The sequence below is a fragment of the Bartonella vinsonii subsp. vinsonii genome, from assembly GCF_902825235.1.
GTDB lineage: Bacteria > Pseudomonadota > Alphaproteobacteria > Rhizobiales > Rhizobiaceae > Bartonella > Bartonella vinsonii.
This window is the reverse complement of record NZ_CADEAJ010000031.1, coordinates 1-1,585: the sequence shown is the minus strand read 5'-3', so window position 1 is coordinate 1,585 and position 1,585 is coordinate 1. Positions and strand designations below refer to the sequence as shown.

Here is a 1,585-nt window from a genome sequence, read left to right as displayed (position 1 = left end):
TAACGTTGATCTTAAAACCGCCATCACCCGCTTTGATGCCTGATTGCTCCACAACACTGTGATAATCACTAGAGGATTGATCCTTTTGTAAGGAGAAGCTTGTTGAGCCTGCATCAAAACTTTTGCTGCCACCAAAACCAACAGAAGCTGATTTCTGCTTGTTAGAGGTTTGACCCGTATCACTGCGGCTGGTAATGGTCAAATCACCCCCAACCTCCATTTCTACATGGTCTCCAGAAACCACGGCCCCTGCAAGTGTCGTGTTTCCTCCACTGTTGGTGTGAACAGTACCCGTGCCACTAATATGGGCGTTTTTCTGGTGAACTTCTTCACTGGAGCCTTCCCCTTGACTAAAGGAAGCATTGCCTGTTCCCCCAGCACCACCGGTACCATAGCTATACCCAACATTTACCGAGGCGCTTTCATTGTGGTTAAGGTTTACATTCATATTGTTCTGGATGCTTTTTACAATAAGGGCTCTTTAAACGTCTCTCAACACTTCGTTGAGGCATGACAGCACCAGGACGACAAATGGGAAGCTTTTCGGATTTATGATTTTCACACCAACCTTGTATTGGAAAGCTAGGGCGAAAACCTGATTGCGCCATACACATTTCAATACTAGCAAATTGATTCAAATCTAGCGCCACAACCTTATCAAAATCCGGTACTCCACATTCTAAAAGTATTTTCTTTCTCCATATTGCTGGAGAAAGTGAGGGAATTGAGTTAACACATCCAGCGATACTTAACAGAGCCATGCAACTCAATAGTTTTAAAGTTTTCTTCATTTTTCCCCTCTTTCAATGGATTTATTTACGATAAAAAAGCTCAAAAGCCTGTTGATATTTTCTATCTATACTGTGTTTAAGACAGGTAGGACTAAATTGAGATGGTGGATTAAGAAAACAATCCCGCCAGTCCAAGCGAAGGCAAGGATGGCGGATTGTTGATCATCACAAGCAAGACTTAAGGTTGGCATTCAGGTGCATTTTTATATTTTTTACAAAAAGGGCTATTTAAGCGCTTCTTGACACTTCGTTGCGGAATGATAGCCCCTGGACGACAAATGGGTAGGTTTTCCTCTTTAAATGTATAACACCATCCTCCAGCCCTCGACACCTCTTCATCTTTATAGCGGAATCCTGCTTGGATCATGCAAGCATAAATTGTTGCATCCTCATTAACACTAAGCTTTCTATTTTCTGGATCGACATCATAAGGTGTTGGCATTCCGCATTCCAACAAAGCTTTTCCTACTTCAGTAAAATCTGCCCCCGGTTTCTCCCACATATATAAGTAACCTGGAGAAGGCTTAAAAAAATTACACCCAGCTATAATAAACAGAACTATCGCACTGGATAATTTAAAGGCTTTTTTCATTTTTTCCTCCCTGTAGAAGTTGAATGAACTTTTATACGATGAGGTGAACCATAGCGCGATGTACATGATTTATCCGCATGCCCATAACAAGCATGGGGACTGGGATAACTAAATATTATTTTCCCCCCCTCTTTCCAAGGACCATTACCAGCGGGTACTTTGTCAAAGGTATAAGGATTGTGACCAGCTAACCATCCGCCAA

General features: G+C 42.1%; 2 protein-coding genes and 2 pseudogenes. All 4 read right to left on the bottom strand.

The window, feature by feature from the left end; translation table 11 throughout:
* Window positions 1-433, bottom strand: a pseudogene (locus tag J7R12_RS08545) (hemagglutinin repeat-containing protein); the annotation flags it as partial.
* A complete protein-coding gene (locus J7R12_RS08540; protein ID WP_126603881.1) occupies window positions 432-791 on the bottom strand; it encodes a hypothetical protein in 360 nt (119 codons plus the stop codon). The gene J7R12_RS08540 and the pseudogene J7R12_RS08545, both read right to left, overlap by 2 nt.
* Window positions 792-969: 178 nt before the next feature.
* Window positions 970-1,383: a hypothetical protein gene (locus J7R12_RS08535; RefSeq protein ID WP_126603880.1), complete on the bottom strand. Its 414-nt coding sequence runs from the start codon at window positions 1,381-1,383 to the stop codon at window positions 970-972.
* A pseudogene (locus tag J7R12_RS08530) lies at window positions 1,380-1,585 on the bottom strand (hypothetical protein); the annotation flags it as partial. The gene J7R12_RS08535 and the pseudogene J7R12_RS08530, both read right to left, overlap by 4 nt.